We start from the raw sequence: 23,973 nt of genomic DNA, 5'->3' as shown, positions 1-23,973 counted from the left end.
GGGGCGTAGCATTGGGCCCCTGTTCACCGCTATCCGCATCCGCAGAAAGAAATCCCCATGAAAGCCATCTGGAACGGCGCAGTGATTGCGCAAAGCGACGAGACCGTGGTGGTGGAAGGCAACCACTACTTCCCCGAGAGTTCGCTCAACCGCGACTACGTCACCTTCAGCAACCACCACACCATGTGCTCCTGGAAAGGGCAGGCCAGCTATTACTCGCTGCTGGTCAACGGCGAAATGAACACCGACGCCGCCTGGTACTACCCCGACCCCAAGCCCGAGGCCGACAACATCAAGGGCCACATCGCCTTCTGGAAGGGCGTCAAGATCGAGCCTTGAGGCGGGAGCGCCGGCGCGGCCATAACTCGAGGGCCGGTGATTCATTGAAGAGGGTGGGTTTACCCTTTGTCTTCCGTCGTTTGCCTGGAAAACTCCGAATGTAATATGTATACTTATTAAAAACGCCCTCCCGGTCGTTGCTAATAAGGAGACTCCATGACGCTTCCCGCACCCGATCCCGCACTCGTCGAAAAACTCGTGATGGCCAACCGCATCCTCTATGCCCAGGGTGTGGTGGACGGCTTCGGCCATGTGAGCGTGCGCCATGACAAGTCGCCCGGCCATTTCCTGCTGTCCTGCAACCGGGCGCCCGGCCTGGTTAAAAAAGCCGACATCCTGACCTACGACCTGAATGGCGACCTGGTGGTCGAGTCGACGCTGCGCTCCTACCTCGAGCGTTTCATCCACGGCGAGATCTACCGCGCGCGGCCCGACGTCATGGCCGTGGTGCACAGTCATTCGCCCAGCGTGATTCCCTTCGGCGTCACCGGCCAGCGCCTGCGCCCCATCTTCCACATGAGCGGTTTCCTGGGCAGCGGCTCGTCGCTGTATGAAATCCGCGAATCCAACGGCAACACCGACCTGCTGATCCGCGACATGGGCCTGGGCAAGGACCTGGCCAAGGCCCTGGGCCAGCACACTTGCGTGCTGATGCGCGGCCACGGCTCCACCGTGGTGGCGCCCTCGCTGGAGCGCGTGGTCTACCGCGCCGTGTACGCCGAGGAAAACGCCAAACTGCAGCTCACCGCCAGCGCGCTGGGCCCCATCGAATTCCTGACGCCCGAAGAAGCCGACAAAGCCATGAACACCAACGAAGGCCAGGTCATGCGGCCCTGGGAGCTGTGGAGCAGGGCGATCGGGGCCGTTGAGTAATTTCTTCACCACTCGCAACACCACACGAAAGCGAAAAGGCAAACCATGAAATTCCCCAGACTGCTGGCGCTGGCCGCCGTGATGTCCCTGAGCTGCCTGGGCGCGACCCAGGCGCTGGCGCAGGATTACCCCTCGCGCCCGGTGCGCGTCATCGTGCCTTATGGCACGGGCGGCGGCTCCGACATCCTGGCGCGCCAGATAGGCGCGCGCCTGCAGGCCATCTGGGGCCAAGGCGTCGCGGTGGACAACCGCGCGGGCGCCTCGGGCAACATCGGCACCGAAGCCGTGGTGCATGCGCCGCCGGACGGCTACACGCTGCTGCTGCAGAACAGCACCATGGTGGTCAATCCGGCCGTCAACGGCAAGCTCAACTACGACCCGGAAAAAGACCTGACGCCCATCATGCTGCTGGGCCTCACGCCGATCGCGCTGGTGTCGCACCAGAGCACCAACATCAAGAATCTCAAGGAACTGGTCGCCTATTCCAAGGCCAACCCGACGGCGCTGAACTACGGCTCCTGCGGTGTCGGCACGCCCCAGCATTTCGTGATGGAGCTGGTCAAGCAGAAGTCCGGCGTCGCCGCCACCAACGTGGGCTACAAGGGCTGCGCCCCGGCCCTGACCGATGTGGTGGGCGGCCAGGTGCAACTGGCCATCCTGAGCGCCAACCTCGCCGCGCCGCATCTCAAGACCGGCAAGCTCAACGCCATCGGCGTGTCGACGGCCGCGCGCTACCAGCTGATGCCGGAGGTGCCGACGTTTGAGGAGCAGGGCCTCAAGCCGCTGGATTTCTCCATCTGGTACGCGCTTATGGGGCCGGCCAAGATGAAGCCTGAAGTGGTGGCCAAGATCTATGCCGACGTGCAAAAAGTGCTGGCCGAACCCGCCGTGAAAGAAAACCTTTCGGGCGCCGGTGTCGAGCCGCTGTCCGGCAATGGCGCCGCGCTGTCCAAGCTGATCAAGGTCGACCTCGCGCGCTACGCGCAGCTGGCGAAATCGGCCAATATCAAGGCCGAGTAAGAAAAGCCGAATAGACAAGGCTGCCGTTTTCGGCGTCTTGTCTGACGGCGCCCCCGGGGCGCCCTGATCTATAAATGATGCAAGGCCGTTCCTTCCGGGCCGGCCGAGGCCGGCATTGACCCGGGAGGGGCTGGTGTCTGAGAATCTATCCAGGGTTTCAAGGAGCGCATCATGTACAAGCACATTCTCGTCCCCGTGGATGGCTCGGCAACCTCGCAAAAGGCCATAAGCAACGCGCTGGCCGTCGCGCAGGCGTTCAAGACCGAGGTGACGGTCATCTACGTCATAGACCCCTATGCCTTCACCGGAGTCGGCACCGACTTCGCTTACGGCCAGGCCGAGTACCTGAGCGCGGCCACCGCCGAGGCCAACGAGGCCATCAAGGCCGCCAAGCAGGCTTTCGACGGCGTGGGCATCGCCGCGACCGGCTCCGTTGTCGAAGGCCATGCGGTTTACCGCGGCATCCTGGACACCGCCGAATCGGTCGGCGCCGACCTCATCGTGATGGGCTCGCACGGCCGGCGCGGGCTTGAAAAGCTGGTGCTGGGCAGCGTCACGGCCCAGGTGCTCTCGCATGCCCACTTGCCGGTGCTGGTGGTCAGGGACTAAGCTGTCTTTTCCCCGAGAGATTCCCGCGGCGATCACCGGCCATACAAGGAGCTTCCCAATGGACTTGCTGAATCACGACCTGGCACACGAGTTTCCGGAATACCTGCAGAAAATGCGTAGCCTCAAGGTGTCCGACCCGCACTTTGCCAGCCTCTTCACCCAGTACGACGCCGACAACCACGCCATCACGCGCTACGAGCAGGGCGTGGGCGCCATCACCGATGAAGGGCTGGAAGACCTCAAGAAAAGGCGGCTCAAGGTCAAGGACGAGATCTACGAAATACTCAAAAAAACCTGACCCGATCCGCCGGGCTTTTTCATCAAACTGCCATGGAGGTCCGGTACGCTGGGGTGCGACCGGCTTTCGGTTTTTGGGAGAAACCCTTGAATTCAAGTGACGAAGACCTGATGCGGCGTATCCGCAATGACCTGATCGACAGCTTCGACGAAGAGCTGGAGATGGAAATCGAAGACCGCACGGTGGCCGAACTGATAGGCGAGGACAAAAGCCGCAGCCCGCAGGAACTGGCCAAGGACAAGGAATACCGCCGCCAGTATTTCCGCGAGCTGTTCCGGCTGCAGGCCGAGCTGGTGAAGCTGCAGGACTGGGTGGTCGCCACCGGCCACAAGGTCGTCATCCTGTTTGAAGGCCGCGATGCAGCCGGCAAGGGCGGCGTCATCAAACGCATCACCCAGCGGCTCAATCCGCGCGTCTGCCGCGTGGCGGCGCTGCCGGCCCCGAATGACCGCGAACGCACGCAGTGGTACTTCCAGCGTTACGTGTCGCACCTGCCGGCGGCCGGCGAGATCGTGCTGTTCGACCGCAGCTGGTACAACCGCGCCGGCGTGGAGCGCGTCATGGGCTTTTGCACCGACGAGCAGTACGAGGAATTTTTCCGTACCGTGCCCGAATTTGAAAAAATGCTGGGCCGCTCGGGCATACAGCTGATCAAGTACTGGTTCTCCATCTCCGACGAAGAGCAGCACCTGCGTTTCCTGGGCCGCATCCACGACCCGCTCAAGCAGTGGAAGCTCAGCCCCATGGACCTCGAATCGCGCCGGCGCTGGGAGGAATACACCAAGGCCAAGGAAATCATGCTGGAGCGGACCCACATTCCCGAAGCCCCCTGGTGGGTGGTGCAGGCCGTCGACAAGAAAAAGGCGCGCCTCAATTGCATACACCACCTGCTGCAGCAGATGCCCTACCAGGAAACCGAACACCCGGCCATCGTGTTACCGGACCGCGTGCGACACGAGGACTATGTGCGCAACCCTGTCCCCCAGGACATCGTCGTTCCTGAAATTTACTAAGCCGGGTCCCTGACGTCGGCCACCGGGTTGGTGCCGAAGTCGGGGCGGTCGAGGAAGGCAATGATGCGCGCCGCCGCATCGTCGGGCGAGGTCAGCGAACCACCGGTCTTCAAGCCTACAAACGAAGCGCGGTCGGGGAAGGCCTCGGCCGGCGCTGCGCGCAACTGTTCTTGCATGCCGGTGTCTATCACGCCCGGCGCGAGTGAGCAGACCTTGGCGCCCTGGGGCTTCAGGGCTTCTTCCAGAGCCAGGCAGCGCGTGAAATGGTCCATACCGGCCTTGGCCGCGCAGTAGGCCGTCTGCGAGGCCATGGCCTTGCGGCCCAGGCCTGATGAAATATTGAGGACTTTGCGCGGCGCTTTCCAGTCGCCGGTGGCGCGCAGGAAGGCGGCGGTGACCTGCATGGGCGCCTCCAGCCCGACGCGCAGCGCGCGGGCCAGGTCGCCGGCGTCGATATCACTCAAGGGGGCGATCTGCGGGATCACTCCCGCGTTGTTGATCAGGGTGGCACTGGCCCAGGGGCCTTTAGCCTGCGAATCCTTGAGCCAGCTTTCCAGCTTGCCGTTGAGGGAGCCGCTGTCGGCCAGGTCATGCTCCCACTGGAGCACCGTGGCGCCGACATGCCTGGCATGCGCGTCGAGATCGGGCACCGAAGTGCGGGAGATGCAAAGCACCGTGTGGCCGGCGCTGAGCAACTGGCGCGCCATGGAAAGGCCCATGCCGCGCGAGGCGCCTGTGAGGAGGGTGAGGTGTTTCATGGCTCGATGTTAGCGCCGGGACGCCCGGGCTGCTTGCGCAGCGGCCGGGCCCTAAAAGCCGGGACTGCTTTCAAACGACAAGGCCAGGCTGCTGGCCGGATGCGTGAACTGCAGCGCCGCGGCGTGCAGCAAAAGGCGCGGCGCCTTGGCCTGCACCTCGGCGGGGGCATACAGGGCGTCGCCCAGGATGGGGTGGCCCAGCGCCTGCAGGTGTACACGCAGCTGGTGCGATCGGCCGGTGACCGGTTCGAGCTCCACGCGCGTGGTGTTCGCCGCCGCGTCGAAGGCCAGCACGCGCCAGCGGGTCTGGCTCGGTTTGCCGCGTTCGGCATCGATGATGCGCAGCGGGCGGCGCGGCCAGTCCACGATGATGGGCAAGTCAATCACGCTCCAGGCCAGCGGATCGGCTGGCGCGGGCAGGCGGCCCTCCACCACGGCCACATAGCGCTTGCCGACTTCGCGGCTTTCAAAAGCCAGGCTCAGCGCGCGCTGCATGGCCGCCCCGCGCGCCATCAGCATCAGGCCCGAGGTGGCCTGGTCCAGCCGGTGCACGACCAGCGCGTCGGGGTAAATCGCCTGCACGCGCGCGCTCAGGCAGTCCTGCTTGTCTTCGCCGCGCCCGGGCACGGCGAGCAGGCCTGCGGGCTTGTCCAGCACCAGCAGGCTGTCGTCGGCATGCCTCAGCCCGAAACCGGTGGCCGCGGCGCCATTACCTGCCAGGTCATTGTTCTGCAACGGGCCGGCCTTCATGATTCAGTCATCGACAAAGTTTTTAACCAAGGAGAAAAATCATGACTGACGCAGGTGCCATTGCCATTGCATGTGGATTGATCATAGGCCTGGGCGCCATAGGCGCCTGCCTGGGCATAGGCGCGATGGGCGGGCGCTTTCTGGAGGGCGCCGTGCGCCAGCCCGAACTGATGGAGCCGCTGCAGGTCAAGATGTTCTTGCTGGCCGGGCTGATTGACGCCAACTTCCTGATCGGGGTAGGTATCGCCATGATGCTGCTCTTCGCCAACCCGCTTTGAACTGCTCATAAAACCCTCCTGGCGTTGTTGCGCCGCCTTGCCGCACTGGTGTGCTGTCTGCGGCGACGCGCCTAGCCAGGACCGCTTCGCTGGGTTTTCTGAGCAGCTCTTGAGAGCCGGGTCAGGCCTTGGGCTTGGGCGGCGGAAAATTGTGAACCGGCGGACTGCTGCGTTTGACCTCCCGCAGCATGAAGAGGTAAAGGCTTTCGACCTTCTCGCGCGCCCAGGGCGTCTTGCGTAAAAATTTCAGGCTGGACGCCACGCTGGGTTCGCTGGTGAAACAGCGGATATTGATGCGCTGTCCCAGCTCTTCCCAGCCGTAGTGGTCTGACAGCGCGGTCACGATCGCCTCCAGCTTGACGCCGTGCAAGGGATTGCCCGGCTGTGCCGGAGCAGCGGCCGGGATGTCCGCGGGCAGGTTTGCAGGCGAGTCGCCAGTGCCGGCCATCAAGGCTTATTTGTTCTTCAGCTTGCCGCGCAGCGGCACCTGGGTCACGATGGTCGGGCGCACCGCATCGGGCGACACCGTCTTGGGCGGTGAGGTGTCCTTCTTGGGTTTCTTGACCATCTTGTTGTTGTTCTGCTGTCCTTTTGCCATGGCTTTCTCCGGTGGATTGATAAAGGGGATGCCTGATTATCAGTGCAACTTGATGCGCGGGCGATAGGTCCGGTCCAGCATTTCGGACAGCGTGATCAGCGCGGTCTTCTTGAAACCGCCCAGCGCCAGCTGGTGCTGCTTGTGCAGGCCCCAGTACATCATTTTCGCCAGCTGGCCTTCGATGAAAAAGCTGCCCTTGGTGAGGCTGCCCATCAGGCTGCCGACCGAGGAATATTCGGACAGCGAGACCAGCGAGCCCTGGTCCTTGAACACAAAAGGCGCGACCGGCTTGCCGGCGATCAGGTCGGACAACGAGCGCGCCAGGTACATGGCCTGCTGGTAAGCGGCCTGCGCGCGCGGCGGCACCCAGGTGCCGTCGGGCTGCTGGCAGGCGGCGCAGTCGCCAAAGGCGTAGATACTCGCGTCGCGTGTGGTCTGCAGGTTTCCGTTGACCACCAATTGGTTGAGCTTGCTGGTCTCCAGCGCCTCGCCGCCTTCGGGCGAGCCGCCCAGGGTGCGCAGGAAGTCCGCCGCCTTCACGCCGGCGGCCCACACCGTGATGCTGGAGGAGACCACCTTGCCGCTGGCCATCTTCAGGCCGTCGGCGGTGACTTCGACCACTTTTTCATTGGTGTGCACCTCGATGGCCAGCTTGCGCAGCTCGCGCATGGCCGATTCGCTGAGGCGCTCGGGCAGCTGGGCCAGCAGGCGTGGCGCGGCTTCCACCAATACGATCTGCAGGTCTTTTTCGGGGTGGATGTGGTCGAAGCCGTAGTTGGCCAGCACGCGCGCCGCGGCGTGCAGCTCCGCGGCCAGTTCCACGCCGGTGGCGCCGCCGCCCACGATGGCCACCGTCAGGCGCCCGCTGCCGGCCATGCGCGGCACCGTCTGCGCGCGTATGCAGGCGTTGATCAGCCTGTCGTTAAAGCGCTTGGCCGCCTGCGGGCTGTCCAGCTTGATGGTGTGCTCGGCCGCGCCGGGCGTGCCGAAATCGTTGGTCTGGCTGCCCACGGCAATCACCAGGGTGTCGTAGCCCAGCTGCTGGGCCGGCGTGATCTCGCGGCCCGCCTCGTCGTGGCTGGCGGCCAGTTGCACAGTCTTGCTCTGGCGATCCACGCCGGTCAGGCTGCCCAGGCGGAACTTGAAGTGGTTCCAGCGCGCCTGCGCCAGGTATTCGATTTCTTCGGCATGCGTGTCATAGCTGCCGGCGGCCAGTTGGTGCAGCAGCGGTTTCCAGACATGGGTGCGGGCGGCGTCCACCAGGGTGACTTCGGCCAGGCCTTTTTTCCCCAGGCGCTTGCCCAGTTGCGTAGCCAGTGCCAGCCCTCCGGCGCCTCCTCCAACGATGACGATGCGGTGCATAAAACCTCCTGGGGTTAGCTGTAGTTATGCCGCCATGTTAACTGCCGGGTTTTCAGAAGGTGGAATTGAGCTTGAAGCCCGGAACCGGATTGCCCGGCTGGGAATGCAGCTTTACGAAAAAGGCCGTCCAGGGGGGCGGCAAGCGCCCGATGTCAAGGCAAGTGTCAATCGACTGTCTGGCGATAGCGCTTGAGCGCCACCAGCCCGGCCACCAGCATAAAAAGGGCGATTGGCCACAAGTGTGCCGCCACCTCCACCATGCCGTTGCCTTTGAGCAGGATGCCGCGCACGATACGCAGGAAATGGGTGAGCGGAAGTACTTCGCCGATGGCCTGCGCCCAGGCCGGCATGCCGCGAAACGGAAACATGAAGCCAGTCAGCAGCATGGACGGCAGGAAAAAGAAAAAAGTCAGCTGCATGGCCTGCAGCTGGTTGCGCGCAATGGTGGAAAAGGTAAAACCCACAGCCAGGTTGGCGGCAATAAACACCACCAGTACGACGGAGAGCAGCGCCAGGCTTCCGACCATGGGCACGTCGAACAGCAGCCGCGCGGCCGCCAGGATCACGACCACCTGCACGTAGCCGATCAATATGTAGGGCACGATTTTTCCGAGCATGACCTCCAGCGGCCGCGCCGGCGTGGCCAGCAGGTTTTCCATCGTGCCGCGTTCGCGCTCGCGCGTCATCGCCAGCGAGGTCATCATCACCATGGTCATGGTGAGGATCACACCGATCAGGCCCGGGATCACGTTGTAGCTGGTCAGGCCTTCGGGGTTGTAGCGGCGCTGCACGCGCACTTCAAAAGGCGCCTCGCCCTGCTTTAGCGAAACCAGCGGGCCATACAGTTCGCGGCCTACCGCACGCTGTCCGATACCGTTCAGTGCCGCGATGGCGTTGCCGGTGGCGGCGGGGTCGCTTGCATCGGCGGCCAGCAACATGGCCGGGCGTTCACCACGCATGAGCTTGCGTGAAAAGTCCGGCGGCACAACCAGCACGAATTGCACTTCGCCGGTGGCCAGTAGTTCGTCGCCTTCGGCTTCGCTTTGCAGGCGACGGGTGATGCGAAAGTATTCCGAGTTCTCCAGGCCCGCCACGAAGCTGCGCGAAAACTCGCTCTCGTCGGCCACCACAATGGCGGCGGGCAAATGTTTGGGGTCGCTGTTGATGGCGAAGCCGAACAGCAGCAGTTGCAGGATGGGAACGCCCACCATCATGCCGAAGGTCAAACGGTCGCGGCGCACCTGGCGCATCTCCTTGATCAGGATGGCAAGAAAGCGCGACCAGCTCATGCGGCGGCCCCGGCAAAATTGTCTTGCGCATCCTGCATCAGCGCGATGAAGACGTCCTCCAGGCTGGGTTCAATCGGCTCCGCCGTAAGCCCTTCAAAAGGCAGCGCGGCCAGCGCGTCCTGCACCGCCTGCGTGCCGGAGGCGCTCACGTGCAGCGTAGCGCCGAAGGGCGCCACGGTCCGTATGCCTTCAGCGTCGCGCAGGTGATGCGCCACCTCGATCAGCTTCGGGCCGGAGACAGCCCAGGTCACCAGCCCCGCACCGGCGATCACTTCGGCCACCGTACCGCGTGTGAGCAGCTTGCCATAAGCGATGTAAGCCAGTTCGTGGCAGCGTTCTGCTTCGTCCATGTAGTGGGTGGAGACCAGCACCGTGAGGCCCGCGGCAGCCAGGTCATGAATCTGGTCCCAGAAGTCGCGACGGGCGGCCGGGTCCACGCCGGCCGTGGGTTCATCCAGCAAGAGCAGCCGAGGGCTGTGGATCAGGCAGGCCGCCAGTGCCAGCCGCTGCTTCCAGCCACCCGAAAGCGAGCCGGCCAGCTGCTTGCGCCGTGTCAGCAGGCCGAGGCGTTCCAGCGTTTCAGTCACCTTGCGGGGCCTGTCCTGCACGGCATAGACGCGCGCGATGAAATCGAGGTTTTCCTCGATCGTCAGGTCTTCGTAGAGTCCAAAGCGCTGCGTCATGTAGCCCACTTCCCGCTTGATCAGCGAGGCCTGGGTCCGGATGTCGTAGCCCATGCAAGTGCCTTCGCCCTCGTCCGGTGTGAGCAGGCCGCACAGCATCCGGATGGTGGTTGTCTTGCCGCTGCCATTGGGGCCGAGAAAGCCGTAGATGCGGCCCTTGGGCACGCGCATGTCGAAGTGGTCCACCACGACGCGGTCGCCGTAGCGTTTGGTCAAGCCCTTCACGTCAATCAGCGCGGGCTGCCCGGTGGCCTCGTTCATGAGGCCCGCCCGGAGGGGCTGGCGCCCAGGTGCACTTCAAGCGGCTGGCCCGGGTGCAGGCGGCGTGCATCTTGCAGGCTGGGGCGCGCCTCGACCATGAAGACCAGGTTGGCGCGGTTTTCCTTGCTGTAAATGATGGGCGAGGTGTATTCGGCCTCGCGCGCGATAAAACTGACTTTTGCGGGAATCGGCGCGCCGCAGCCGTCGCACTGCAAGCGCACGTCCTGGCCGATGGCGAGGGCGCCCAATTGTTTTTGCGGCAGGAAAAAGCGCGCCTTGATGTTGGCCGGCGGCAGCAGCGTGAGCACCGCCGCGCCCGCAGGCACCCATTCGCCCTCGCGGTAAAGCACGTCTGTTACTTCACCCGCCACCGGGGTGCGCTGGGTTTTCTGGTCGACCCGCCAGCCCGCCTGGTCGAGCTGCGCCTGCGCGGCCTTGACTTCCTGCTCGGCAGCGCTGATCTCCGGACTGCGCGCGCCTTGCATGGCCTGGCGCAACTGGGCATTGAGCTCGTTGACGCGGCCCTGGTCGCGCGCCACGGCGGCGCGGGCCTGGTCCAGGCTGGCCGGCGAGAGGAATTGCTGCGCCACCAGTCGGTTGCTGCGTGCCAGTTCTGCAGACGACAGCTCGAGCGCTGCCTGGCCCTGCGCCAACTGCGCGCGGATGGCCGCCAGTTCGTCGGGCCGCTTGCCCTGGCGCAGATTGGCCAGGTCGTCCTGTGCCCGCGCCACGCGGTAAGTCGCCTCCTGGCGCGCGGCGCGTTCGCTTTCCTGCTCCAGCACAAAGGCCGCCGCCGATGCCGCGGCCTGGTCGCCGCGGTTCATGTGCAGTTTGGCCAGCGTGCCGCTGATGGGCGCCGCCAGCCGTACGTATTCGGCTTCGACATAACCGGGGAAGGGCGCCTGCGCCTTTTCACCGCACGCGGCCAGCAGGGCGGTCGCAAGCAGGGCGCCGCAACGCAACAGTTTTTTCATGAAGCCTCCTTGGACTTATTTGCAGCCAACCCACGCAAGGCGAATTCAATTCGCTGGGCCAGCGCCTGTTCGGACAGCACCAGGGCCGCGGGGCCTTCGGAGCCCGGGTTTTGCTGCAGGGCCGTGCCCACGAGAATGGGTGCAACCACGGCACCGGCCATGAAAGCGATGACCTGCGGCACGGGCGCCGGCGCCAGGGTGCCTTCCCGCTGTGCATCCTGGATTAGCGAGGCGACCACCTCGATATGGCGCGGCAGGTTGGCTTTGAGGAATTCTGCCGACAGGGGTTCTCCGCCCATCGCATCGCCCAGGATGCGCACCAGCAGGCGCCGGTTCTTGAGGCCGAAACTTCCGAGCACGGCGAGTGCGTCGCGCAGGTTTTGCATGGGCGCGTGCGCCGGGTTGACGCGCAGCGTCAGCACCGAAAACATCTCTTCATAGGTGCGCTGCAGCACCGCCTTGATGAAGTTTTCCTTGGTCTTGAAGTGGTAGTGAAACATGCCGAGGTTGACCCCAGCGTGCTGGGTCAGGCGCCGTACCGAAAGGCCGGCACAGCCTGTCTCCGGCAAAAGCTCCAGGCCGGCATCCAGCAGGAGTTGGTCGATGTATTGGGAAGGGCGCACCATGTTGTTATTATACGAACGACTAATAACTAGTCAAGCCGGATTGGAGACAATCGCCAGGTTCATGCCTCTTCACAGCGTCTCCGATCTCTTTGCCCAGCGCAGTTTCATGCGCATGTGGTTCGCACGGTTGTTCGGCACCACGGGCAACCAGATGCTGATGGTGGCGGTGGGCTGGCAGATGTACGAGCTGACCGGCAACGCCTGGGACCTGGGCCTGGTGGGGCTGTACCAGTTCATGCCGGCGCTGCTGCTCACCCTGGTGGCGGGGCATGTGGCCGACCGCGTGCACCGCGGCCGCATCATCGCCGGTTGCCTGGTCACGCAGGCCACGGTGGCGATGATCCTGGTGTCCGCCACGCAGGGCTGGGGCGCCCACCACAGCTGGGCCTCGCGCGAGCTGCTGCTCGCGGTGTCGGTGTTGCTGGGTGTGGCCCGCGCCTTCCAGATGCCGGCGCAGCAGGCGCTGACCCCGGTGCTGGTTCCGCCTACCATGCTGCCACGCGCCATGGCCTTCAGCTCGGCCGGCATGCAGGCGGCGGTCATCGGCGGGCCGGCCCTGGGCGGCGTGATTTTTGTGGCCGGCGCCACGGCGGTTTACGCCACCTGCGCTTTCCTTTTTGCCACCGGCTGCGTGCTGATCGCGGTGCTGCGCTACGACCATGCGCCGCCGCCGCGCGAACCGGTGACCTTGCGCACGCTGCTGGCCGGCGTGGAGTTCGTGTGGCAGCGCAAGGCCTTGCTGGGCGCCGTGTCGCTGGATCTTTTCGCCGTGCTGCTGGGCGGCGCCACGGCGCTGCTGCCCATGTTCGCCAAAGACATCCTGCACGTCGGGCCCTGGGGCCTGGGCCTGCTGCGCGGCGCGCCGGCCGCGGGTGCCTTGCTGATGTCGGCGCTGCTCACACGCTGGCCGCTGGAGCGCCGCGTCGGGCCGACCATGCTGTCGGCGGTGGCGCTCTACGGCGCCTGCATGGTGGTGTTCGGCCTGTCGACCAGCTTTGTGCTGTCACTGCTGGTGCTCGCCGTTTCAGGCGGGGCCGACATGGTCAGCGTGGTGGTGCGCCAGACCCTGGTGCAAATTGAAACGCCCAATGAGATGCGCGGCCGCGTCAGCGCCGTCAACTCGGTGTTCATAGGCGCTTCCAACCAGCTTGGTGAGTTTGAATCCGGTGCCACCGCCGCGCTGCTCGGGCCGGTGGGCTCGGTGGTGGCCGGTGGCGTGGGCACGCTGCTGGTGGCGGCGGCCTGGTTCAGGATGTTTCCGTCGCTGTCGCGGCGGGACAGGATGGTGACGCCGCGCGGCGTTGGTTGACATGAGCGACTCGACCCGATCCGTCCGGAAGAGCCTTCTTGAGAAAAGGGCTTGGATACCTCTAGGGCGGCTGGCGAAAGGTCTTCGTGGGTGCGCCGACACATTGGGGCAGCTCGACTCGAATCGGCAACAAGAATGGGTGCTCTTCCATCGTTAAGTTGAATGGCGACCTCTTTTTGCACGGAGGGTCGGTGTTAGCGGGCTCGCCCGCTCTCTCTCCATCACTCACTGAATGTGCATCTCGTCAAAAAATTGGGGTTTCCGCTCGGTCGCGGGTAGCAGCGACTTCTTCTGAAGCACAACCCGCCTTTTGACTGTCTTGCTCTCGATGACATTGCCCGTCAGGTAGTTCGTGCTGGTCGAGTATTCGGGGTTGGCTGGGTCGTCCGACGTTGCCGCCCGCCACGACTCCGAACCGATCAACCTTATTCGGCCATCGCGCACGGCAAACTGGTATGTCCAGTTCGAAGACATTGACCGGTCCACGCTGTGGAAGCAATGCACGTACAGCGATTTCTTTTGTATCCAGATCTCGCGGCCATGGTGGCAGTGAGAGATAGGCTTGGACACGGAAACAGGCTCAATACCGCCATTGGGTTTTGTGCCGACGATGAGCAGCCGTTGCATGCTTTCATCGGCATTCAAGAGAAGCACATGTTCGTCAACGCCGTCACCGTCGAGGTCTCCGGCCTCCGCTCCAACGATTTCCGAAAAAGGGTAGAAGTCGGCAACAAATTGGCGAACGTCCTGTGGGACGGACTTGGCGTTCTCTGCGGGGTTCGAAGCAACCCCGGTGCAAGCCAGGGCCGTGACCAGCAGCAAGCGAACGGATGCGGTGTGCATTTGAACCAGGCGCAATGGATATTGCCAGACCTGCGACATCGCCCGGCGGCTGTTGTTAAAAGACTTGCTGTCCATGTCCGGCCTTTGTCAACTTTGTCGGTTCAATAAAAACTCCCACAAATGATTCTAGGTGTGCAGCCCGCAGACTGCCTCCTCAAAATGAACGGGCGCTGGTATGTCAGCGGCCTCTGTTGCGTTCACATGACGGCCGGCACGCCCGCCTACCGTCCCGTACTCGCCCGTATCCGGTTCACATCCAGCGGCGTGATTTCACTCGCCCGGTTGCCCCAGGACTGGCGGACGTGCGTGAGCACCAGCGCCATGTCGGCGTCATTGAGCACCAGTACAAAAGGCGGCATGCCGAAGGGCCGCGGGTTGCCGGCCGTGGACGGCGCGTAGCCGCCGTTGAGCACGATCTGCACGAGGTTGACGGCCTGGCTCATGGTCACGGCGCGGTTGCCTGCCAGTGCCGGGTAGGCGTTGGCGATGCCTTCGCCTTTGGCGCCGTGGCACTGCGCGCAGTGCTGCTCATAGAGTTTTGCGGCGCGTTCCACCGACTCGCCTCCGGTCCTGATGGCGGCAGGTTCAGGCGGCGCCGTGTGCGAGGCGGGCAGTTCTTTCAGGAACTGCGCCATCGCGCCCAGGTCGGCGTCGCTTAAATACTGGGTGCTGCGCTGCACGACTTCAGCCATGGGGCCGGTGACCGAGGCGCGCGGCGAGACACCGTTTCTGAGCAGGCTCACGATGTGCTGTTTGTCCCAGTCGCTGACGCCCGCCTCATAGGGCGAGGCCAGCGAGGGCGCATACCAGTTCTGCATCGGGATCAGGCCGCCGGCCAGGTCCAGGCCCTGGTTGCTCGCGCCCAGCGCGTTGCGCGCCGTGTGGCAGGCCGCGCAGTGGCCCAGGCCTTTGACCAGGTAGGCGCCGCGGTTCCACTCGGCGCCGCGCGCCGTGTCGGCCTCATACACGCCGGGGCTGAAGAAGAGCGCGCGCCACACCGCCAGCGCCGCCTGCGACTGGTAGGGAAAGCGCAGCGCGTGCGGCAGGTTGGGCGCCACCGCGGGGGGCAGGCTGCCCAGGTAGGCGAACAACGCGTCCGAGTCCTCGCGTGTGACCTGGGTGTAGCTGGTGTAGGGAAAGGCGGGGTACAGCAGCCGGCCGTTCTTGGAGCGGCCGTTGTGCATGGCGCGCCAGAAATGGGCCGACGACCAGGTGCCCAGGCCGGTCTTGTCGTCGGGCGTGAGGTTGGAGGTGAAAACGGTGCCGAAGGGCGTGGCGATGCCGCGCCCGCCCGCATAGGCCTGTCCGCCCGGCGCGGTATGGCAGGTCTGGCAGTTGCCGGCCCGCGCCAGGTAGGCGCCACGCGCGATCAGGTCGTCGCTGGGTGCGGCGTTGGCCACCGGCGCCTTCACGTCGATCTCGTCGCGCACATTGAGGGCCCAGACCAGCGCGCCGGCGCCGACGGCCAGGATCAGCAGGGCCAGCACGATTTTGAAGAGTTTTTTCATCGCCGGGCCGCCCCAAGATGAAAAGCGCCCCCTCGGGGGGCAGCGACCACACGTAGTGAGGGAGCGTGGGGGCTATTTTTCATTTCTGCGCCTTCGCGGGAAGCACAGGTGCAACAGGTGCGGGCGCGCTGCCGCAGGTGATGGCGGTCGCGCCGGCTGGCAATGGTGGCAGGCTGGTAGCCGGCTTGGTGCTGGCGGGCAGGGGTTGCGCGGCCGCCCAGCTGGCCACGGCGTTGATGTCTTCGACGGTGAGGCGGGCCACCACTTCCTTCATGCAGTCGGGCGCGTGCGCGCGGCGCGTGCCGGCCTTCCAGGCGCCCAGCTGCGCGTTGAGGTAGTCGCGCGGCAGGCCCAGCAGGCCGGGAATGCCGGGTGCCACGCCGGTCATGGCCTGGCCGTGGCATTGCACGCAGGCCGGAAGCTGGCGCGCGGCGTCGCCTTCAAGCACAAGCTGCCGGCCGTGGCGCATCGCTTCGGGCGCGGCGGCGGCGGGCAGGGGCACCGGGTAGGGCAGCTCCAGCTGCGAGAAATAGGTGGCAATCTCCATCAGGTAGGCGTCGCTGAGCGGTTCAATCAGTTGCGTCATGAGGCCGTAGTGGCGGCGCCCGTCGCGAAAGTTGAGCAGCTGGTTGTAGAGGTAACCCGCCGGCTTTCCGGCCAGGCGCGGATAGTAGCCGTCGGGCGCGGCACGGCCCTGCTGCCCGTGGCAGGCGGTGCAGGCCATGGCGCGCTGGGCGATGCTGTCTTCAAAAGGGGGTGGCGCCGCCGCCGCGGGGCCGGCCGCCGCCCAGGCCAGGACGGCGGGCAACGTCAGCAGGCGTAGGGGGCGCAGCAAAAGGCGTCCAAAACAGGTCTGTTCCATGCGGCCATCATGCCGCACATGGGCCGTCGGCGTAAGCATCAGTTGCCGTCGAAAAAAGCGTATCAGATGAAAAACAGCGGAAAATTGCAATATCAGATGGCCCATCCATGAAACGCTACGAACAACTGGTCGAACTGCTGGCCGCCGACATCCGCGGCGGGCGCCTGGCGCCCGGCACACGCCTGCCGTCGATACGCACGATCACGGCGCAGCACGGCCTGAGCGCCTCCACCGCCTTCAAGGCCTATTACCGGCTGGAAGAAAAAGGCCTGGTGCGCGCGCAGCCGCGCTCGGGCTATTACGTGACGGCCTCGGCCGTGCAGCAGCTGGCGGCGCCGGCGCGCGGGGCCGCCGATGGCAAGGCCGGCAAAACGGCCCGGGTGGCGCCGCGGCCGGACGTCAGCGAACTGGTGTTCGCCGTGCTGGGTGCGGCGCAGGACCCGGCCATCGTTCCCCTGGGCTCGGCCTTCCCGGCGCCAGGACTGTTCCCGCTGCAGCGCCTGGGCAAGTCGCTGGCCCGCAGTTCGCGTTTTATCCAGGGGCCGGACACCGTGGCCAGCCTGCCGTGCGGTGATGAGGGCTTGCGCCGGCAGATCGCGCTGCGTTACCTGGCCATGGGCATGGCGCAGCCGGCCGAGGAGCTCATCGTCACGCACGGCGCGCTGGAGGCGCTCAACCTGTGCCTGACGGCCGTGGCCCAGCCCGGCGACCTGGTCGCGGTCGAGTCGCCCGGCTTTTATGCCAGCCTGCAGGCGCTGGAGCGGCTCAAGATGAAAGCACTGGAGATTCCGGTGCACCCGCAGGACGGCCTGGACCTGGCGGCGTTGGCCGATGCGCTGCAGCGCCACCCGGTCAAGGCCTGCTGGTTCATGACCTCTTTCCAGAACCCCACGGGCGCCAGCCTGCCGCTCGAGAAAAAGAAAGCGCTGGTCGCGCTGCTGGCGGCCCGCGACATCCCGCTGATCGAAGACGATGTGTATGCCGAGCTCTATTTCGGCCACCGCGGCTTCCTGCCCGCCAAGGCCTTTGACCGCAAGGGCCTGGTGATGCACTGCAGCTCTTTCAGCAAGACGCTGGCGCCCGGCTACCGCGTGGGTTGGGTGTCGCCCGGCCGCTTCGGCCAGCAGATCGAGCGGCTCAGGCTCATGACCACGCTGTCGGCCAGCCTGCCCGCGCAACTGGCGATCGCCGACTACCTGCAGCACGGCGGCTACGACAAGCATTTGCGCAAGCTGCGGCATGCGATGGAGTCGCAGCTGTCCAGCCTGCTGGCCGCGCTGGCCCGCCATTTCCCGTCGGACGTGCGCGTGTCGCGTCCCGCGGGTGGGTATTTTGTGTGGGTGGAATTCGCCGAAGGCTTTGATGCGCTGGCTTTGCACCAGGCGGCGCTGGAGCAGGGCATAGGCGTGGCGCCGGGGCCGGTGTTTTCAGCACGCCGCAATTTCCGCCATTGCCTGCGGCTGAACTATGGGCATCCGTGGAGCGAGCGTTTTGAGGCGGCGATGCAGACTTTGGGCGCGCTGGCGCGGCGGCAGAGTCCCTACGCCCAGGCTTCGCGCTGATCGTCTACCTGTGTCTGTCCGGCAAGGCGCGCACGCAGGCGACAAAGTGTTCCCAGCTGGCCTCGACTTCCTTGACGCGCACGCCCTTGTCGAGCACCGCGCCGCAGGCGGCTTCTGCGCGCCGCACGACCTTGGTCAGGGCGCTGGCCGGCAGGGGCGGAATCTTCGCGCGCAGGCTGTCCGCCTTGTTGCGCATCTGGGCGATGGCGTCCTTGGCCAGTGTCTTGTTGCCGGCGCAGGCGATCATGCCGATCATCTCGGCCATTTCGCCGAAGGCCGGGTCCAGGTTCCAGAGCGCCGCGGTGCCCAGCGCCAGCGCCCACATGCGTTTGTTGCGCACCGGTGTAGCGGCCTGGCCGCCATCACTGGCGGGCAGGCCGGCGAGCTGGGATTCGGGAGGAATGGGGTTCTTCATGGAAGGCGTGTCTTGTATAGACAAGGGATGATTTTGCCTGAGTCGGTTTGCCGCGTCGGGCCACCCGGCCAAAACCCGGTTTTCCGCCAAGGGCACCCTTGACAGCCCGCGATGCGGAAAAAGAGCGGGTTCAGCCGCCCTCGATCCAATCGGCAATGCGCCGGCAGACCCAGTCCGCATCGTCATGCGGCAGGTCGTGCCCGGCCCAGGGATGCTCGTGGTGGGTGGCCTGCCAGGCCTGGGCCAGCCGGGCCGAGCAGCGCGGGTGCACCAGGTGGTCGGCGGCCGACGACAGCACCAGGACCGGGCAGGCGGGTGGGGCTGCCACCGTGAACGCCGCGGCGGCCTTGAGCTGGCGCCAGGCATTGGCGGCACTGACGGGCGCGTCCTGGCGGATGCGGGTCCACGCGGCTAGGTCTTGCTCCCGCGAAGTGCTGCGGTTGCAGGTGATGCGGTGGATCACGCGCTCGGCATGGGCCGCATCGCGCCAGCGCGCGGCCACCAGCGCCAGCGGCAGCCAGGTGGTGGGGCGCAGGCGTTCGCGGGCGCGGCCCAGCGGCCGCATGCTGGTGTTGACCAGCACCAGCCCGTCCACCTCCTCCGGATGGCGCAGCGCCCAGTCGGTAGCCACCATGCCGCCCAAGGACATCGCCACCAGGCGATAGGGCGGCGCGAGCTTGCGGGCCCGCAATTGTTCGCGCGCGAAGTCCGCCATGGCGCGCACCGTGGCCGGCGAGTCTTCACGGCAATACACACCGTTGCCCGGCAGGTCCAGCGCCACTACCCGGGTGGCCGCGCTGGCCGAGCCCGGCAAGGCGCGCGCGAGCCGATCCGCGAAGTCGCCCCAATGCCGCGCCTCGCGGGTCAGGCCCCTGAGCAGCACCCAGGTCATCAGGGCACCCGCCTGGGCCGCCAGTGCGCCGTGGCCAGCTGCGTGAGCTGCGCGCGCCGCGCGCCCAAGGGCAGCCAGTTCGGCGCGGCGAATGCGGCGCGCGTGAGGAAGTCCAGCAGATCCGCGTGGCGGCGCAGCACGCGTTTGGTGCGGTGCGCCTTCATGGGATTGAAGATGCCGTGCCGCGAGAACAGCTGGCGCGGGTTCTTGCGTATCCACAGCCAGGAGCCCAGCTCCAGCGTCATCGGCAGGAACACGTGGCGCGGCGGCGCGTGGTCGTAGGCGTGGTCCCAGAGGTCGCCGTGCAGCAGGTACTGGTTGCTTTGCGGCTCGAAGCTGTAGGCGTGGTGCGGGTGCGACTGTTCCAGCATGGTCCGCAGCGCGAACATCTCGGGCAGGTGCGGCATCAGCCGGCGCGTCTTGGCATAGGGAAACCACAGGCTGTCGTCAAAACCGTAGCCCGAGTGGCAGTCCAGCGCCAGGCTGAAAGGGCGGCTGGCGAGCTGCTCGTGCACCACGCGCAGCAGCGCGGCGCTTTCGGCCTCCATGGGCATGCCGGGCCGGCCGCAGTACCAGGGCAGCGAGGGGCTGATGCTCTGCCCGCCGGCCAGGAAAGGAACATGGCCCTCGGCCCGCTGCGGCGCGTTGCGCATCAGGTCCACGCCCTGCGGGTTGGCGCGCTTGTGCGCCCACATGCCGCCGGGATTGACGATGGGCATGAACACCAGCCGGATTTTTTCGAGCTGGCGGTGCAGCAGCTCGTCCCACTCCAGGCGAAACAGCAGCGCGCGCAGGTAATGCAGGATCAGCTGCGTGCCGATGCGCTCCAGCCCGTGGATGCCGCCGAAGAAGCCGACGGCCGGCGCCTGCGGGTCGCGCGAGCCTATGCTGGCGGTGTAGAGCGGAAACGAGGGCCCGGCCGTGTGCGCCTCGGCCACGACGTCGACCTCAAAGTGGGCGCTGCCCGCCAGCAAGATGGCCTTGAGCTCCTCGAGTTCCGCGAAACTCGCGGCCGCGTCGCGCGCCGGCGTGAGGCTGTAGGGGCTGTGAAGGCTGCGGGGACTTTCCACGGCGGCGGTCGGCGGCAGGATTTCCATCCTGACATGCTGGCACAGTTGTTTGACAGCGCGCTACATGGCCGGCGGGTTTTTTGTGTCGAATGTTGGCAGGGGCTTGCAACGCTCAGTTCCCCGTCCGCTGCTCGATCGCGGAAATCACCTGGCGCATGGCCTTGTTGACCGGCTTGTCGCTGCGCATGACGAGCGCCAGTGTTCTTTGCAGCCGCGGGTACAGCGGGTGAACGGCGAGTTCGGGATGCTGGCCGGGGCCGGTCACGGCCATGGCCGGCAATATGCTGCAGCCCAGGCCCGCGGCCACCATTTCCTTGATGGCCTCCACGCTGCCCAGTTCCATGACGGGCCTGGGGGCATGGCCCGCGTCCTGGAACCACTGGTCGATGATCACGCGGGTATTGGCCGCCGGCTCGAACAGCACAAGTTCGCGCCTGGCCAGGAAAGCCGGGGTTATGCGGGCGGGCAGCCCCGCCTCCCGCCTGGGAATCACCGCCACAAATTCGTCGTTCAACATCGGCGTGGTGACCAGCGCGCGGCGCTTGACGGGCAGGGTCACCAGCGCCATGTCCATGGTGTTGCCTTCAACCGCCTTGACGAAGTCGGCGGTATTGCCGGTGCTGACCAGCACGCTGAGGTTGGGAAAACGCACCCTCAGCGAACGCAGGATGTGCGGCAGCAGGTAGAGGCAGGCCGTGGCGCCGGTTCCCAGTGTCACGCGGCCAGTGACGTCGGCCGAATGCGAGGCCATGGCCGTCAGCACGCCTTCCACCGCCGCGTCCACGTGGCGGATCTGCGCCAGGAGATCCAGGCCCGCCGGCGTGGGGGAGGCCCGGCGCGCCACGCGCTCGACCAGGCGCACGCCCAGCCGCTGCTCCAGCTGACGGATCTGTAGGCTGACAGCCGGCTGCGACAGGCCCAGTCTTTCGGCCGCGCCCGAGAAGCTGCCGGTTTCGACGATGAGCGCATAGGTGCGCAGGTGGTCCAGGTTGAGCATGCAAAGAAATTCTAATCAAAACCATAAGTTTCAACATATTTACTTATGGGTGACCTTGCGCAACCATGGCGGCATGCAGCATTTTTCACAAGCTTCCCCCGCGTCACCATCACCGTCCGCGCCCGATGCGGCCGGTGCACTTTCCATCCACCCTTGCGCCGAGGGGGACATCGAGGCAATACAGGCCATCTATGCGCACTACGTGGCGACCAACCTGGCCACTTTTGAGCTGGAGCCGCCCAGCGCGGCCCAGATGCTTTTGCGCCGCGCCGACATCCTGCGCGGCGGCTACCCCTACCTGGTGGCGCGCCAGGGCGGGGTGCTGGCGGGTTATGCCTATGGCAGCGCTTACCGCTCGCGGCCGGCTTATCGCCATACGGTGGAGGATTCGATTTATGTCGCGCCCGGCATGCGCCAGGCCGGCGTCGGCGGCGCCTTGCTGCGCGCCTTGATCCACGAGTGCGAGCAGCGCGGTTTCCGGCAGATGGTGGCCGTGGTCGGCAACAGCGCCAACACCGGCTCGCTGCGGGTGCATGAGGCGCAGGGCTTTACGCGCGTCGGCACGCTGGGCTGCGTCGGCTACAAATTCGGCCAGTGGGTGGACACGGTGCTGATGCAGCGCGCGCTGGGCGAGGGCGCTTCGTCGCCCGGGGACCTGCCGGTGGCGCCGGCCGTTCAGTCGGCCGCCGCGATCACCAGGTCCGACAGCGGGTACGCCACGCAGGGCAGGATGTAGCCCGCCTTCTTTTCCTCGGCGCTCAGGCCAGGCCATTCGATGCGGTAGGCCACCTGCCCGCTGACCAGCTTGCGGATGCAGGTGCGGCAAGTGCCGTTGCGGCAGGAGCTGTCCATCACCACGCCGGCCACTGATGCCGACTGCAGGATGGGCAGGGATGGCGAGGCGCTGAACTGTACGCCCTCCGCGTCCAGCCGGATGCTGAACACGGGTGCGGCGGCGGGGCTGCCGGGCGGGGTGTCGTCGTCCATGGCCATACGTCTCCGCGACTGTTGTGCCCGCCTTAGCCGCGCGTGCGCTCCAGCAACAGCACGGTCATCAGGGACAGCAGCAACTGCTGCTCTTCGCGCTCGCTGACAGGGGCCATCTGTTCGGCGGTGAAGAGTCCCTCAAACAGGGCCGGCCGCTTGGTGAGCTCGGCCACCAGCGTGCCGTCGGGCCGCGTTACCTGGTAGGCGGGATGGAAGATGTAGCCCGACAACAGCCCGATCAGGGGAATTTCGCTAAAGAGGCCATCCAGAAAACGTGTCATCACGCTTTTTTCGTTGATGCTGAAATGTGTGACGCCGTTGTCCAGCACGTCAAAACCGGCCCTCCAGATGGAACGCATGCCGCGCCGCTTGATGCCTCCCAGCGCCACGCCCTGCGGATCGGTGAAGTGGTACAGCGCCGAAAAATCGATGATCCGGTCGGCCTTGATCTCATACAGCAACTGGTCCTGCTTCTCATTGGAAAAAACCGTGATGGCTTCCTTGAGCTTGAAGAGTTTTTGCTTGACATAGGCCACCGGCTGGTTATGCGCGTCCTTGACCAGGAACTGTGGCGCAACGGCCATGAGCTTGAAGGACATTTGCAGGGGAAACTGGAGGCGTTGGGCCATGATGTGAGCGCGCTTGTAAGGGTTATGGTGCGCCGAATGTACCCGACACCCGTGCCGCTTCCGGGCACCGGCCCGCCGTTCGGCGGCTTTGGCGCGAATCTATTGCCGGCAGGGAGGCAATCTGGGCGACAATTCCGCTCCGCCGGATTATTTTCCGACTCCAAGAACAACCCTCCCGATTTTCCATGTCCAGCTATTCCGTCCGCCCCGCCACGCCCCGCGATGCCAAAACCATCGCCGAGATCCATGTTGCCACCTGGCAAGCCGCCTACAAAGACCTCATGCCCGAGGACTACCTCGCCAAGATCACCGTCGAAAAACGCCAGGCCTACTGGCGCGAAGCCATCGAGTTCAGCGAACCGCAACTGCTGGTGGCCACCGAAGGCGAGCAGATCGTCGGTTTTGTCGGCTTTGACCGCTCCCGCGATGCCGGCACCAAATCCACCGTCGGCGAAATCTGGGCCCTGTACGTGCTGCCCGAACACTGGGGCAAGGGCGCGGGCCTGGCCCTCTGGGACGGCGCGCGCGAAGGCCTGAAGGAAGAGGGTTGCACACAGGTCACGCTGTGGGTGCTGTTGCGCAATGAACGTGCGCTTCGGTTTTATGAACAGGCTGCGGGGTTCAAGCGGGAGATGCCCTCGCTCAAGACTGTTGCGTTTGGCAGCGTCAAGCTGGAAGAGATTCGGCTTAAACGATCGGTTGATTAGGGCCGGTTCTTGCTCCGGCCTTTGCGCTCTTTGCTGAGGACGGCTGGCCGGGGGTAGCCCGGCGGCTACTCACTTTTCTTTTGCTTCGCCAAAAGAAAAGTAAGCAAAAGAAAAGGCGACCCTGGTGTCTGCGTCCCTTCGCTTCGCTACGGGCAGCCTGCGGTGCTCGGTCCAGTCGGGGTCAAAAACAACTCGCCTGCGGCTCAAACAAGTTTTTGCCCTGATCCGTCTGGACCTCCGCTCCTCGGCGCATACACAAGGGGTGGAGAGGGAATACCAAGTCCCAATACTGAAAACCACAAGGACTCGCCAAGGCGAGTCCTTGTTTGTCTTGGTTTGTTTCTTTGTCTTTTGTCCCCGCTCCCGATTGCCCCGTCCTGGCTGGGCCGAGGAGCGCAGACGTAGGCGGATCAGGGATCGCGCTTGTCTGAGCGAAGCGAGTTTGCGCGAGACCCCGCCGT

29 protein-coding genes are annotated in these 23,973 nt (G+C 65.3%); 11 read left to right on the top strand and 18 right to left on the bottom strand.

The features are described from left to right. Positions 1 to 57 precede the first annotated feature (57 nt). The 6 genes from AC1D1F_RS19705 (at position 58) to ppk2 (ending at position 4,152) form a co-directional block, all read left to right on the top strand. Positions 58 to 339 (top strand): DUF427 domain-containing protein, encoded by a 282-nt coding sequence (locus AC1D1F_RS19705; protein ID WP_477655265.1) that lies wholly within the window; start codon positions 58 to 60, stop codon positions 337 to 339. A 156-nt stretch (positions 340 to 495) separates the two neighbouring features. Next, positions 496 to 1,212 carry a class II aldolase/adducin family protein gene (locus AC1D1F_RS19700; protein WP_477678908.1) on the top strand — a complete coding sequence of 239 codons (717 nt, stop codon included), beginning with the start codon at positions 496 to 498 and terminating at the stop codon, positions 1,210 to 1,212. Positions 1,213 to 1,257: 45 nt separating this feature from the next. Beyond that, positions 1,258 to 2,232 carry a Bug family tripartite tricarboxylate transporter substrate binding protein gene (locus AC1D1F_RS19695; protein ID WP_477678907.1) on the top strand — a complete coding sequence of 325 codons (975 nt, stop codon included), beginning with the start codon at positions 1,258 to 1,260 and terminating at the stop codon, positions 2,230 to 2,232. Positions 2,233 to 2,403: 171 nt separating this feature from the next. Then, entirely contained in the window at positions 2,404 to 2,841 is a 438-nt protein-coding gene (locus AC1D1F_RS19690; RefSeq protein WP_477678906.1) for a universal stress protein, read from the top strand. 58 nt (positions 2,842 to 2,899) lie between these two features. Then, a complete protein-coding gene (locus AC1D1F_RS19685; RefSeq protein ID WP_477678905.1) occupies positions 2,900 to 3,139 on the top strand; it encodes an HP1242/YdcH family protein in 240 nt (79 codons plus the stop codon). A 110-nt stretch (positions 3,140 to 3,249) separates the two neighbouring features. Continuing rightward, complete coding sequence (gene ppk2 / locus AC1D1F_RS19680; protein WP_477655290.1) at positions 3,250 to 4,152, top strand: polyphosphate kinase 2; 903 nt, start codon at positions 3,250 to 3,252, stop codon at positions 4,150 to 4,152. Here ppk2 and AC1D1F_RS19675 read toward each other — a convergent pair. Further along, positions 4,149 to 4,910: an SDR family NAD(P)-dependent oxidoreductase gene (locus AC1D1F_RS19675; RefSeq protein WP_477679316.1), complete on the bottom strand. Its 762-nt coding sequence runs from the start codon at positions 4,908 to 4,910 to the stop codon at positions 4,149 to 4,151. The two genes, ppk2 and AC1D1F_RS19675, sit on opposite strands and share 4 nt — an antisense overlap. A gap of 51 nt (positions 4,911 to 4,961) precedes the next feature. Further along, positions 4,962 to 5,660: a pseudouridine synthase gene (locus tag AC1D1F_RS19670; protein WP_477697203.1), complete on the bottom strand. Its 699-nt coding sequence runs from the start codon at positions 5,658 to 5,660 to the stop codon at positions 4,962 to 4,964. Positions 5,661 to 5,701: 41 nt separating this feature from the next. Here AC1D1F_RS19670 and atpE point away from each other — a divergent pair, with 41 nt between their 5' ends. Further along, positions 5,702 to 5,938 (top strand): F0F1 ATP synthase subunit C, encoded by a 237-nt coding sequence (gene atpE, locus AC1D1F_RS19665; protein ID WP_436153757.1) that lies wholly within the window; start codon positions 5,702 to 5,704, stop codon positions 5,936 to 5,938. 121 nt (positions 5,939 to 6,059) lie between these two features. Here the strand turns inward: atpE and AC1D1F_RS19660 are convergent, their stop codons facing one another. From AC1D1F_RS19660 to AC1D1F_RS19630, 7 genes are all read right to left on the bottom strand, one after another. Further along, the gene (locus AC1D1F_RS19660; protein WP_477676058.1) at positions 6,060 to 6,386 is read right to left on the bottom strand and encodes a VF530 family protein; all 327 of its coding nucleotides are present in this window, start codon (positions 6,384 to 6,386) and stop codon (positions 6,060 to 6,062) included. A gap of 6 nt (positions 6,387 to 6,392) precedes the next feature. Then, complete coding sequence (locus AC1D1F_RS19655; protein ID WP_164483755.1) at positions 6,393 to 6,536, bottom strand: hypothetical protein; 144 nt, start codon at positions 6,534 to 6,536, stop codon at positions 6,393 to 6,395. A gap of 39 nt (positions 6,537 to 6,575) precedes the next feature. Continuing rightward, on the bottom strand, positions 6,576 to 7,898 hold the full coding sequence (locus AC1D1F_RS19650; protein ID WP_477676042.1) for an NAD(P)/FAD-dependent oxidoreductase: 1,323 nt from the start codon (positions 7,896 to 7,898) through the stop codon (positions 6,576 to 6,578). Positions 7,899 to 8,062: 164 nt separating this feature from the next. Next, entirely contained in the window at positions 8,063 to 9,187 is a 1,125-nt protein-coding gene (locus tag AC1D1F_RS19645; RefSeq protein ID WP_477676043.1) for an ABC transporter permease, read from the bottom strand. Continuing rightward, positions 9,184 to 10,131: an ABC transporter ATP-binding protein gene (locus tag AC1D1F_RS19640; protein WP_477676044.1), complete on the bottom strand. Its 948-nt coding sequence runs from the start codon at positions 10,129 to 10,131 to the stop codon at positions 9,184 to 9,186. Before AC1D1F_RS19640 ends, AC1D1F_RS19645 begins: the two co-directional genes overlap by 4 nt. Continuing rightward, positions 10,128 to 11,105 (bottom strand): HlyD family secretion protein, encoded by a 978-nt coding sequence (locus AC1D1F_RS19635; RefSeq protein WP_477676045.1) that lies wholly within the window; start codon positions 11,103 to 11,105, stop codon positions 10,128 to 10,130. Before AC1D1F_RS19635 ends, AC1D1F_RS19640 begins: the two co-directional genes overlap by 4 nt. Next, on the bottom strand, positions 11,102 to 11,731 hold the full coding sequence (locus AC1D1F_RS19630) for a TetR/AcrR family transcriptional regulator (RefSeq protein ID WP_477676046.1): 630 nt from the start codon (positions 11,729 to 11,731) through the stop codon (positions 11,102 to 11,104). The genes AC1D1F_RS19635 and AC1D1F_RS19630 overlap by 4 nt, the downstream gene beginning before the upstream one ends. A gap of 61 nt (positions 11,732 to 11,792) precedes the next feature. Here AC1D1F_RS19630 and AC1D1F_RS19625 point away from each other — a divergent pair, with 61 nt between their 5' ends. Continuing rightward, the gene (locus AC1D1F_RS19625; protein ID WP_477676047.1) at positions 11,793 to 13,040 is read left to right on the top strand and encodes an MFS transporter; all 1,248 of its coding nucleotides are present in this window, start codon (positions 11,793 to 11,795) and stop codon (positions 13,038 to 13,040) included. A gap of 225 nt (positions 13,041 to 13,265) precedes the next feature. Here the strand turns inward: AC1D1F_RS19625 and AC1D1F_RS19620 are convergent, their stop codons facing one another. From AC1D1F_RS19620 to AC1D1F_RS19610, 3 genes are all read right to left on the bottom strand, one after another. Continuing rightward, positions 13,266 to 13,958 (bottom strand): hypothetical protein, encoded by a 693-nt coding sequence (locus AC1D1F_RS19620; RefSeq protein WP_477697202.1) that lies wholly within the window; start codon positions 13,956 to 13,958, stop codon positions 13,266 to 13,268. Positions 13,959 to 14,104: 146 nt separating this feature from the next. Then, the gene (locus AC1D1F_RS19615; protein WP_477676049.1) at positions 14,105 to 15,391 is read right to left on the bottom strand and encodes a c-type cytochrome; all 1,287 of its coding nucleotides are present in this window, start codon (positions 15,389 to 15,391) and stop codon (positions 14,105 to 14,107) included. Positions 15,392 to 15,470: 79 nt separating this feature from the next. After that, positions 15,471 to 16,253, bottom strand: a complete 783-nt coding sequence (locus AC1D1F_RS19610; RefSeq protein WP_477676059.1) for a c-type cytochrome — start codon at positions 16,251 to 16,253, stop codon at positions 15,471 to 15,473. Positions 16,254 to 16,360: 107 nt separating this feature from the next. Between AC1D1F_RS19610 and AC1D1F_RS19605 the strand changes: the two genes are divergently transcribed. Then, positions 16,361 to 17,815, top strand: a complete 1,455-nt coding sequence (locus AC1D1F_RS19605; RefSeq protein ID WP_477676050.1) for an aminotransferase-like domain-containing protein — start codon at positions 16,361 to 16,363, stop codon at positions 17,813 to 17,815. A gap of 4 nt (positions 17,816 to 17,819) precedes the next feature. On the opposite strand, the gene AC1D1F_RS19600 is transcribed toward AC1D1F_RS19605, so the two are convergent. The 4 genes from AC1D1F_RS19600 to AC1D1F_RS19585 all read right to left on the bottom strand — a co-directional run bounded on the left by AC1D1F_RS19600 (position 17,820) and on the right by AC1D1F_RS19585 (position 21,189). Further along, the gene (locus AC1D1F_RS19600) at positions 17,820 to 18,230 is read right to left on the bottom strand and encodes a hypothetical protein (protein ID WP_477676051.1); all 411 of its coding nucleotides are present in this window, start codon (positions 18,228 to 18,230) and stop codon (positions 17,820 to 17,822) included. 130 nt (positions 18,231 to 18,360) lie between these two features. Then, positions 18,361 to 19,122 carry an alpha/beta fold hydrolase gene (locus AC1D1F_RS19595; protein WP_477676052.1) on the bottom strand — a complete coding sequence of 254 codons (762 nt, stop codon included), beginning with the start codon at positions 19,120 to 19,122 and terminating at the stop codon, positions 18,361 to 18,363. Next, positions 19,122 to 20,219, bottom strand: a complete 1,098-nt coding sequence (locus AC1D1F_RS19590; protein ID WP_477676053.1) for a M14 family zinc carboxypeptidase — start codon at positions 20,217 to 20,219, stop codon at positions 19,122 to 19,124. The genes AC1D1F_RS19595 and AC1D1F_RS19590 overlap by 1 nt, the downstream gene beginning before the upstream one ends. An 85-nt stretch (positions 20,220 to 20,304) precedes the next feature. After that, entirely contained in the window at positions 20,305 to 21,189 is an 885-nt protein-coding gene (locus AC1D1F_RS19585) for a LysR family transcriptional regulator (protein ID WP_477676054.1), read from the bottom strand. Positions 21,190 to 21,238: 49 nt separating this feature from the next. Between AC1D1F_RS19585 and AC1D1F_RS19580 the strand changes: the two genes are divergently transcribed. Further along, entirely contained in the window at positions 21,239 to 21,925 is a 687-nt protein-coding gene (locus tag AC1D1F_RS19580; protein ID WP_477700807.1) for an N-acetyltransferase family protein, read from the top strand. Here AC1D1F_RS19580 and AC1D1F_RS19575 read toward each other — a convergent pair. Then, entirely contained in the window at positions 21,865 to 22,176 is a 312-nt protein-coding gene (locus AC1D1F_RS19575; protein WP_477676056.1) for a 2Fe-2S iron-sulfur cluster-binding protein, read from the bottom strand. The two genes, AC1D1F_RS19580 and AC1D1F_RS19575, sit on opposite strands and share 61 nt — an antisense overlap. Positions 22,177 to 22,208: 32 nt before the next feature. Next, the gene (locus AC1D1F_RS19570) at positions 22,209 to 22,805 is read right to left on the bottom strand and encodes an LURP-one-related family protein (protein WP_477676057.1); all 597 of its coding nucleotides are present in this window, start codon (positions 22,803 to 22,805) and stop codon (positions 22,209 to 22,211) included. Positions 22,806 to 22,990: 185 nt separating this feature from the next. On the opposite strand from AC1D1F_RS19570, the gene AC1D1F_RS19565 reads away from it, so the two are divergent. Then, complete coding sequence (locus AC1D1F_RS19565; RefSeq protein ID WP_477655286.1) at positions 22,991 to 23,512, top strand: N-acetyltransferase family protein; 522 nt, start codon at positions 22,991 to 22,993, stop codon at positions 23,510 to 23,512. The last annotated feature ends 461 nt before the right edge of the window (positions 23,513 to 23,973 follow it).

The organism is Polaromonas sp. P1_H6 (genome assembly GCF_056405195.1).
This window is presented reverse-complemented; position numbering and strand designations above follow the sequence as displayed.

Excerpts from the sequence above, each read along its gene's own strand:
- AC1D1F_RS19670 (WP_477697203.1), bottom strand. The coding sequence starts at position 5,660 with ATGAAGGCCGGCCCGTTGCAGAACAATGACCTGGCAGGTAATGGCGCC.
- AC1D1F_RS19615 (WP_477676049.1), bottom strand. The coding sequence starts at position 15,391 with ATGAAAAAACTCTTCAAAATCGTGCTGGCCCTGCTGATCCTGGCCGTC.
- AC1D1F_RS19705 (WP_477655265.1), top strand. The coding sequence starts at position 58 with ATGAAAGCCATCTGGAACGGCGCAGTGATTGCGCAAAGCGACGAGACC.
- AC1D1F_RS19645 (WP_477676043.1), bottom strand. The coding sequence starts at position 9,187 with ATGAGCTGGTCGCGCTTTCTTGCCATCCTGATCAAGGAGATGCGCCAG.
- AC1D1F_RS19620 (WP_477697202.1), bottom strand. The coding sequence starts at position 13,958 with ATGGACAGCAAGTCTTTTAACAACAGCCGCCGGGCGATGTCGCAGGTC.
- AC1D1F_RS19650 (WP_477676042.1), bottom strand. The coding sequence starts at position 7,898 with ATGCACCGCATCGTCATCGTTGGAGGAGGCGCCGGAGGGCTGGCACTG.
- AC1D1F_RS19565 (WP_477655286.1), top strand. The coding sequence starts at position 22,991 with ATGTCCAGCTATTCCGTCCGCCCCGCCACGCCCCGCGATGCCAAAACC.
- atpE (WP_436153757.1), top strand. The coding sequence starts at position 5,702 with ATGACTGACGCAGGTGCCATTGCCATTGCATGTGGATTGATCATAGGC.
- AC1D1F_RS19635 (WP_477676045.1), bottom strand. The coding sequence starts at position 11,105 with ATGAAAAAACTGTTGCGTTGCGGCGCCCTGCTTGCGACCGCCCTGCTG.
- AC1D1F_RS19640 (WP_477676044.1), bottom strand. The coding sequence starts at position 10,131 with ATGAACGAGGCCACCGGGCAGCCCGCGCTGATTGACGTGAAGGGCTTG.
- AC1D1F_RS19605 (WP_477676050.1), top strand. The coding sequence starts at position 16,361 with ATGAAACGCTACGAACAACTGGTCGAACTGCTGGCCGCCGACATCCGC.
- AC1D1F_RS19570 (WP_477676057.1), bottom strand. The coding sequence starts at position 22,805 with ATGGCCCAACGCCTCCAGTTTCCCCTGCAAATGTCCTTCAAGCTCATG.
- AC1D1F_RS19585 (WP_477676054.1), bottom strand. The coding sequence starts at position 21,189 with ATGCTCAACCTGGACCACCTGCGCACCTATGCGCTCATCGTCGAAACC.
- AC1D1F_RS19600 (WP_477676051.1), bottom strand. The coding sequence starts at position 18,230 with ATGAAGAACCCCATTCCTCCCGAATCCCAGCTCGCCGGCCTGCCCGCC.
- AC1D1F_RS19655 (WP_164483755.1), bottom strand. The coding sequence starts at position 6,536 with ATGGCAAAAGGACAGCAGAACAACAACAAGATGGTCAAGAAACCCAAG.
- AC1D1F_RS19630 (WP_477676046.1), bottom strand. The coding sequence starts at position 11,731 with ATGGTGCGCCCTTCCCAATACATCGACCAACTCCTGCTGGATGCCGGC.
- AC1D1F_RS19700 (WP_477678908.1), top strand. The coding sequence starts at position 496 with ATGACGCTTCCCGCACCCGATCCCGCACTCGTCGAAAAACTCGTGATG.
- AC1D1F_RS19625 (WP_477676047.1), top strand. The coding sequence starts at position 11,793 with ATGCCTCTTCACAGCGTCTCCGATCTCTTTGCCCAGCGCAGTTTCATG.
- AC1D1F_RS19590 (WP_477676053.1), bottom strand. The coding sequence starts at position 20,219 with ATGGAAATCCTGCCGCCGACCGCCGCCGTGGAAAGTCCCCGCAGCCTT.
- AC1D1F_RS19595 (WP_477676052.1), bottom strand. The coding sequence starts at position 19,122 with ATGACCTGGGTGCTGCTCAGGGGCCTGACCCGCGAGGCGCGGCATTGG.
- AC1D1F_RS19675 (WP_477679316.1), bottom strand. The coding sequence starts at position 4,910 with ATGAAACACCTCACCCTCCTCACAGGCGCCTCGCGCGGCATGGGCCTT.
- AC1D1F_RS19685 (WP_477678905.1), top strand. The coding sequence starts at position 2,900 with ATGGACTTGCTGAATCACGACCTGGCACACGAGTTTCCGGAATACCTG.
- ppk2 (WP_477655290.1), top strand. The coding sequence starts at position 3,250 with ATGCGGCGTATCCGCAATGACCTGATCGACAGCTTCGACGAAGAGCTG.
- AC1D1F_RS19575 (WP_477676056.1), bottom strand. The coding sequence starts at position 22,176 with ATGGACGACGACACCCCGCCCGGCAGCCCCGCCGCCGCACCCGTGTTC.
- AC1D1F_RS19660 (WP_477676058.1), bottom strand. The coding sequence starts at position 6,386 with ATGGCCGGCACTGGCGACTCGCCTGCAAACCTGCCCGCGGACATCCCG.
- AC1D1F_RS19610 (WP_477676059.1), bottom strand. The coding sequence starts at position 16,253 with ATGGAACAGACCTGTTTTGGACGCCTTTTGCTGCGCCCCCTACGCCTG.
- AC1D1F_RS19695 (WP_477678907.1), top strand. The coding sequence starts at position 1,258 with ATGAAATTCCCCAGACTGCTGGCGCTGGCCGCCGTGATGTCCCTGAGC.
- AC1D1F_RS19690 (WP_477678906.1), top strand. The coding sequence starts at position 2,404 with ATGTACAAGCACATTCTCGTCCCCGTGGATGGCTCGGCAACCTCGCAA.